This is a genomic window from Corallococcus sp. AS-1-12 (assembly GCF_020036995.1).
In the GTDB taxonomy this organism is placed as follows: domain Bacteria; phylum Myxococcota; class Myxococcia; order Myxococcales; family Myxococcaceae; genus Corallococcus.
On record NZ_JAIQDD010000030.1, the window covers coordinates 102,072 to 109,695 of the forward strand.

Annotated in this window: 4 protein-coding genes; 3 read left to right on the forward strand and 1 reads right to left on the reverse strand. The window is 73.3% G+C overall.

Going from position 1 to position 7,624, the window contains the following annotated elements; genetic code table 11:
- Positions 1-4 precede the first annotated feature (4 nt).
- Both K8556_RS32705 and K8556_RS32710 read left to right on the forward strand, forming a co-directional pair.
- Positions 5-1,690 (forward strand): peptidase domain-containing ABC transporter, encoded by a 1,686-nt coding sequence (locus K8556_RS32705; protein ID WP_223744035.1) that lies wholly within the window; start codon positions 5-7, stop codon positions 1,688-1,690.
- Positions 1,687-2,733 carry an efflux RND transporter periplasmic adaptor subunit gene (locus K8556_RS32710; RefSeq protein ID WP_223744036.1) on the forward strand — a complete coding sequence of 349 codons (1,047 nt, stop codon included), beginning with the start codon at positions 1,687-1,689 and terminating at the stop codon, positions 2,731-2,733. Before K8556_RS32705 ends, K8556_RS32710 begins: the two co-directional genes overlap by 4 nt.
- Positions 2,734-2,747: 14 nt before the next feature.
- On the opposite strand, the gene K8556_RS32715 is transcribed toward K8556_RS32710, so the two are convergent.
- The gene (locus K8556_RS32715; RefSeq protein ID WP_223744037.1) at positions 2,748-3,554 is read right to left on the reverse strand and encodes a S9 family peptidase; all 807 of its coding nucleotides are present in this window, start codon (positions 3,552-3,554) and stop codon (positions 2,748-2,750) included.
- 108 nt (positions 3,555-3,662) lie between these two features.
- Here K8556_RS32715 and K8556_RS32720 point away from each other — a divergent pair, with 108 nt between their 5' ends.
- Complete coding sequence (locus tag K8556_RS32720) at positions 3,663-7,139, forward strand: protein kinase (protein WP_223744038.1); 3,477 nt, start codon at positions 3,663-3,665, stop codon at positions 7,137-7,139.
- Positions 7,140-7,624 lie beyond the last annotated feature (485 nt).

Consider the following 7,624-nt stretch of genomic DNA (forward strand, 5'->3'; position numbering starts at 1 on the left):
GCCCATGGACACACGAACGCATCCTCCCCACATGACGCCCTGGGAGCGGCTGAAGGCCGTGCTCACCCCGGAGCGCGGCGACCTCTGGGTCCTCATCGTCTACGGCGCGGGAGTGGGGCTGCTCTCGCTCGTGGTGCCCATCACCGCGCAGGCGGTGGTGAACACCGCCGCCTTCGGCACCGTGCTCCAGCCCCTGGCGGTGCTGGGGCTCGTCGTCTGCGGCCTGCTCGTCCTGGCCGGAGGCCTGCGGGTGATGCAGGTCCTGGTGGCGGAGCGGCTCCAGCAGCGGCTCTTCGCGCGCATGGCGGTGGACCTCGCCTGGCGGCTGCCGCGCGTGCGGCAGCAGGCGCATGACACCTTCCGCGTGTCGGAGCTGGTGAACCGCTTCATGGACGTGATGACCATCCAGAAGGCGACGGGCCTCATCCTGCTGGACGGGCTGGCGCTCGCGCTCCAGGCGCTCGTGGGGCTGGTGTTGCTCGCCTTCTACAGCCCGCTGCTGCTCGGCTTCGACCTGCTGCTGCTGGGGAGCATGGCGCTGGTGCTCTTCGGGCTGGGGCGGGGCGCGGTGCGCAGCAGCGTCCAGGAGTCCTACCGCAAGTACGAGGTCGTGGGCTGGCTGACGGAGCTGGCGCGGGTGCCGCTCGCCTTCTGGGGCCCGGAGGGCGGGGCGCTGGCCCTGCGGCGCGCGGACGAGGCGACCCAGGCCTACCTGGAGGCACGCAACGGACACTTCCGCATCCTGCTGCGGCAGGTGGTGGGGACGCTCGCGGTCCAGGCGCTGGCGAGCGGGCTGCTCCTGGGCGTGGGTGGCTGGCTCGTCACCCGCCAGCAACTGAGCCTGGGCCAGCTCGTGGCCGCGGAGCTCATCGTCGCGCCGGTGGCCGCCAGCTTCGCCAAGTTCGGCAAGTACCTGGAGACCCTCTATGACCTGCTGGCCGCGGTGGACAAGGTGGGCCAGCTCTTCGACCTGCCCCTCCAGTCCGAGGACGGCGAGCCCCTGGACCGCCGGGACGGACGCGCCGCGGCCCTGCGCCTGCGGGACGTGAGCCTGCCCCCCACCCCGCTGTCCACCGCGGCGCTGCGCGGCGTGGACCTGACGGTGGAGCCCGGCAGCCGCGTGGCCATCGTCGGCCCGTACAGCTCCGGCAAGCGCCTGCTGATGGACGTGTCCGTGGGCCTGCGGGAGCCGTCCCATGGCTTCGTGGAGCTGGACGGCATGGACCTGCGCGAGGTGTCCACCGACTCGCTGCGGGCACAGGTGGCGCTGGTGCGCGGCATCCACCTCTTCGACGGGACGGTGCAGGAGAACGTGGCGGTGGGCCGCGCGGAGGTGTCGCTCCAGGACGTGCGGCAGGCCCTGGACGCGGTGGGCCTCCTGGATGAGCTGGTGCGGCTGCCGGACGGGCTGCGCACGCGCCTGACGGGCGGACATACGCAGTTGTCGCCGGGGCAGGCCCAGCGGCTGATGCTCGCGCGCGCGCTGGTGGGGCGCCCGCGGCTGCTCGTGCTCGACGAGGCCCTGGACAGCCTGGACGCGGACGTGCGCGCGCGGGTGGTGGACCGGCTCCTGGCCCCCGGCTCGCCGTGGACGCTGCTGCTCACCACGCACCTGCCGGAGCTCGCGGCGCGCTGTGACCGGACGCTGCGAATGCAGGACCACATGCTGACGGAGGAGAAGCGGTCATGAGCATGCGCTATCGCGTGTCCTTCGAGGACGGCCGCGTCGGGTCCTTCGCGCGCGTCCGTCCGGTGGCCTCCGCCCGCAGGCTCGCCGGGTGGATGGCGGGAGCGGGCGTCGCGCTCGCGCTCGGCCTGGCCTTCGTCCCCTGGCAGCAGTCGGCCTTCGGAGAGGGCCAGGTGGTGGCGTACTCGCCGGACGAGCGCCAGCAGCGCGTGGACGCCCCGCTGGAGGGGTGGCTGGAGGAGTGGTTCGTCCAGGAGGGCTCGTACGTGGCCGAGGGAGCGCCCATCGCGCGCATCGTGGACAACGACCCGGAGCTGCTCCAGCGCCTGCGCTCCGAGCAGGACGCGGCGCACGCGCGTCTCAAGGCGGCCGAGCGCGCGCTCGACACGGCGCTGCGCAACGTGCGGCGCCAGTGGCAGCTCTTCAACCAGGGCCTCAGCTCGCGCAAGCAGTACGAGGAAGCGCAGCTCAAGGAGGCGGACGTGATGAAGGAGCTCACCAGCGCCCGGGCGGAGCTGGCGAAGGTGGACACGCGGCTGGCACGCCAGGGGCGGCAGTTGGTGACGGCGCCGCGCGCGGGCGTCATCCTGCGCAGGAGCGCGGGCAACAGCTCCGTGTACGTGAAGACGGGAGAGACGCTGGCGGTGCTCGTGCCGGAGACGCGCTCGCGCGCGGTGGAGCTGTGGATGGATGGCAACGACCTGCCGCTGGTGATGCGCCAGCGGCAGGTGCGCCTGCAGTTCGAGGGCTGGCCCGCGCTCCAGGCCAGCGGCTGGCCGTCCGTGGCCGTGGGCACCTTCGGAGGCGAGGTGTCCGTCATCGACGCGGCCGGGGGAGGCCAGCCGGGCCGCTTCCGCATCCTCGTCACGCCGCGGCCGGGCGACGCGTGGCCGACGAGCGACCTGCTGCGCCAGGGCGTGCGGGCCCACGGGTGGGTCCTGCTCGAGCAGGTGCCGCTCGGCTACGAGCTGTGGCGCCGCTTCAACGCGTTCCCGCCCTCGCTGTCCAAGGCGCCGCCCACCGAAGCGGCGCCCCAGAAGAAGTAGCCTCTGGCCGCGGCTCAGCGCAGGTTCTTCACGGCCTGGACCACGCGCGGCCACTCCTTGGAGCGCGGGTCGATGAGCTCGAAGTGGCCCGCGCCCTTCAGCGACACCAGGTGCACCGGGTCCTTCCGCTGGACGCCCCGGGCGTGGAAGCCCTCGCTGACCTCCAGCGGGACGGTGTCGTCCTCGGTGCCATGGAGGAGGACCTGCGGCAGCTTCAGGGGCTGGAGCGCGGCGGGGGACGCCACGGCGTAGCGCTCCGGGACCTGCTCCGGGGTGCCGCCCATGAAGGTCTTCACGATGCCCTTGCCCAGGTCCAGCGCCGCGCCCCGCGACAGGTCCAGCACGCCGGCCAGGGACACCACGCCCTTCAGCTTCAGCGGGGCGTCACGGTAGAGCGGATGCTTCGGCGGGAGCCGGTGCCGCGCGGCCAGCCACATGGCCAGGTGCCCGCCCGCGGAGTGGCCCATGGCCACCACGTGGGAGAGGTCCAGCCCCAGCGACGGCGCCGCGCTCATCAGGTGGTCCGCCGCGGAGGCCACGTCCTCCAGGGTGCCGGGGAAGCCGCCGCCGTCCTGGCCCACGCGCCGGTACTCCACGCTCCACGTCGCGAAGCCGCGCTTCGTCAGGTCCGCGCACAGGTGGCCCGCGTGCTCCAGGCCGTACTCGGCGCGCCAGAAGCCGCCGTGGACGAAGAGGACCACGGGGTGCGGGCCCTTGCCCTTGGGCTTGCGCAGCTCGGTGAACTGCTGCGGGGCTTCGCCATAGGCGATGCGCGCGTCCGGCGGCGGCTGCGGCGTTTCCAGGACCCACATGGAGCTCATGCCGCGCATCTTGGGAACGGGCGGCCGGGCACCGCAAGCCGCGCCGCGCCGCCGTGCGTGGGGGCTGGGGGCTCCGGTACGCTCCGGGGTGCATGGGAGCGTGCTGGCGTGCTTGAGGCGAACGAAGCGGAGCTGCGCATGGCCCTGGCCGAGGGCCTGCTCTCCCGCGAGGACATGGAGCCCCTGCGCGAGGAGGCGCTCCGGCGTGGCGTCTCCCCGCTGCGGCTCCTCGTGGAGCGCGGGCGGCTCACCGAGGAATCGCTCGTATCGCTGCGCCGGAGCCTGGACGTGGAGACGCCGGGCACCGCGGACGACACACTGCCTCCTGGGGCCGCCCCCGCCGCCGTGACGGACGGCCCCGCGTTCCCGGTGCCGCACTGGACGCTCTACCGGCCCGTGAGGTTCCTGGGTCAGGGCGGCATGGGGCGCGTGTTCCTCGCGCGGGACCTGCGGCTGCACCGCGACGTGGCGCTGAAGTTCGTGCGCGACGAGGACCCGGAGCTGTCCCGCCGCTTCATCTCCGAGGCCCGCGCCCAGGCCCGCGTGGACCACGAACGCGTCTGCCGCGTGTACGAGGTCGGTGAGGTCCAGGGCCGCGCGTACATCGCCATGCAGTACATCGCGGGGGCGCCGCTGCACACGCTCGCCGGCACGCTGTCCGTGGAGCAGAAGGCGCTCGTGCTTCGCGACGCCACGCTGGGCGTCCACGCGGCCCATCTGGCCGGGCTCGTGCACCGAGACCTCAAGCCGTCCAACATCCTCGTGGAGCGCGGCGAGGACGGCGCCCAGCGCCCCTACGTGATGGACTTCGGTCTGGCGCGCGATTGGACCAGCGACGAGGCCGCCACCGCCACCGGCACCGTGCTGGGCACGCCCCAGTACATGGCCCCCGAGCAGGCCCGGGGCGAGGTCACCCGGCTGGACCGGCGCGCGGACGTCTACAGCCTGGGCGCCACGCTGTACCACCTGCTCACCGGCCAACCGCCTGTCACGGGTGCCAATGGATTGGAGGTGCTCGGGCGCATCGCCACCCAGGAGCCTCGCCGGCCGCGGGAGCTGGACGCCGGCATTCCGGCGGACCTGGAGGCCATCGTCCTCCAGTGCCTGGAGAAGGACCGCTCCCGGCGGTACGGCTCCGCGCGAGCGCTGGCGGACGACCTCACGCGGTTCCTCGAAGGGGACCGGGTGCTCGCGCGCACGGGCCCCGCGTACCGGGTGCGCAAGTGGGTGGCGCGTCACCGGGTCGCCGTCGTCGTCGCGAGCATCACCGGGCTCGCAGTGGCGGGCGCCGTGGGCCAGGGCGTGATGGCCCAACGGGAGGTGTCGCGCCGCGAGTCGCTGGCCCGGCGCTTCACGGAAGGCGTCGAGCGCATCGAGGCCCAGGCCCGCTACTCCGGCCAGGCGCCCCTGCACGACACGCGGCCGGACCGAGAGGCGATGCGCGCCCGCATGCGGGACATCGAGGCCTCCATGCGGGACGCCGGTCCCGTCGCGGAAGGCCCGGGCCACTACGCGCTGGGGCGCGGGTTCCTCGCGCTGGGGGACGAGGAGGCCGCGCTCACGCACCTGGAGGCCGCCTGGGGGAAGGGCTTCCGCGAGCCCCGCGTGGCGTATGCGCTCGCGCTGGTGCTGGGCCACCGCTACCAGCGCGAGCGGCTGGAGGCGGACCGCATCCCGGACGCGGACCGCCGCGAGGCGAAGCGGCGCGAGGCCTGGACGCGCTCCCGGGACCCGGCGCTGGCCTTCCTGGAGCAGGGCCGGGGCGCGGAGGTGCCCGCCCCGGAATACGCGGAGGCCCTCCGCGCCTTCCATCAGGAGCGCTTCGAGGACGCGCTGAAGTCGCTGGACGCGCTGGGCACGCGGCTGCCGTGGTTCCACGAGGCGCCGCTGCTCCGGGGCGACGTGCTGCTCGCTCGCGCCGTGCGCCATGCCCTGGCGAGTGAGCGGGACGCGGCCCGGGAGGACCTGGAGGCCGGACGGCGGGCCTACGGCGCGGCGGCGGACATCGGCCGCAGCGTGTCCGCCGTGCACCGCGCGCGGGCGGAGTTGGAGCGGGAGGCACTGCTCCTGGAGTTGTCCGGCAAGGGGGACGTGCTGCCCGCGTACACGCGCGGCATGGAGGCCGTGTCACGGGCGCGCACGGCGGCCCCCGATGAAGCGGACACCTGGGTGCTGGAGGCCTGGCTGCACCGGCGGCTGGCCCAGGCGAGCCTCAGCAGTGGAGGCGACGTGGTGCCGCTCCTGACGCGCACGCTCGACGCGGCGAAGGAGGCGCTGAGGCTCGCTCCCGGGAAGGTGGAGGCGCGCCACGCGCTGGCCATGGGTTGGTGGCAGTGGGCCCGCTACCGTCAGGACCGGAACGAGGATCCGCGCGAGCAACTGCGGGCCGCCGTCGCCGCCTTCGAATCCATTCCCGAGTCCGCGCGCGACTACGACTTCCACCTGGACCTGGGACTCGTCTTCAAGGTGTGGGCGGACTCGGAGGACGGGCGCGGCGGGGATTCACTGCCATTCCGGCAGCGGGCCATCACGGCCTATCGGCAGGCGCTGGCGCTGGACGCGAAGCGGCCGGATGCGTGGATCAACCTGGGCACGGCGTATGTGAACCGCGCCAACCATCCGCGTGCACCGTCGAAGGACGCGGACCTGGAAGAGGCCCGGGCCGCGCTGGAGCGCGCGAGCAGGCTGGACCCGGGGCACGTCGTCGCCTGGTTCTACCTGGCGGAGGTGCACCGCGCGCTCGCCTTGCGCCTGCGAGACCACGGCGGTGACGCCGGGCCCGGGCTCGCGCGTGCGCTGGAGGCCTACCGCCGGGGCGTCGCCATCAACGCGAAGCTGCCGCCGCTCCAGAACGGGGTGGGGACCATCCTGCTCGACCAGGCCCGCGAGGCGTGGGACCGGGGAGCCGCGCCAGAGCCCCTGCTGGACCAGGCGGAGCAGGCCTTCCTCCAGGCCATCGCCATCGCGCCCAAGGTGGGCTTCGCGCACAACAACCTGGGCGAGGTGCGCATGTGGCGCGCGACCTGGAGCCTGTCACGCGACCAGGACCCCACCGCGAGCGCGAAGGAGGCCCAGGCCGAGTTCCAGCAGGCCACCACATTGCTGCCGGGACTCGCGGAGCCGTGGGCCAACCTGGGCCAGGTGCACCACACCGTGGCCGCGTACGCGCTGAAACACGGGAGGGACCCACGGCCGGCGCTCGTCCAGGCCACGGAAGCACTGGAGCGCGCGCTGAAGCTCAACCCGTCTCTCGCGCAGGCATGGCGCTGGCGGGGCGAAGTGCGGGCGATCCAGGCTCGCGAGGAGGTCCGCAGGGGCCAGAAGCCGGACGCATCCTTCCAGGCCGCGGCGAGCGACTTTCAGAAGGCGCTGGAGTTGGAGCCCGAGAACCTGGAGCCACGTCTGGCCTACAGCGCGTTTCTTCGCGACTGGAGCGCGACGGCCTCCGGCCCGGACGCACGCGCCCGCCTCCAGCAGGCGCTGTCCCTCATCGAGGCCGTGCACACCGCGCGCCCCCGGTGGAAGGACGCGAGCAGCTTGCGCGAAGACCTGCGTCGAGCCCTCGCGAAGCTGCCGCCGGACTGACCCCACCGGTGGGGTGCGGCAAGGAGGCCGTGCTCGGGTCTCCACGCATGACCGTCTGAACCGGTCCCATTGTCCGACAGGTCTCCGAGGCTTGAATGGAGCGGCGCCCCGGCGGACACGACCGCGCCAAACCTGTCCGACAGTCGGACAGGCATTCGCGGCTCGGAGGAAGCAGGGCACCCCGCGGACTTGACCGCCCAGAACCTGTCCGAGTTTCTGCGGCTTGAATGGAGCGGCGCCCCGCGGACACGACTGCACCAAACCTGTCCGACTGTCGGACAGGCTTTCGCGGCTCGGAGGAAGCAGGGCACCCGGTGGGCTTGACCGCCCAGAACTTGTCCGACTGTCCGACAGGTTTTCGCGGCTCGGAGGGAGCAGGGCACCCGGTGGGCTTGACCGCCCAGAACTTGTCCGACTGGAGGTCTGCGCGGAATAAGCAGTCCTACGAGCCGCATAGAGGTGGGGTGACATCGCAAGAAGAAGCC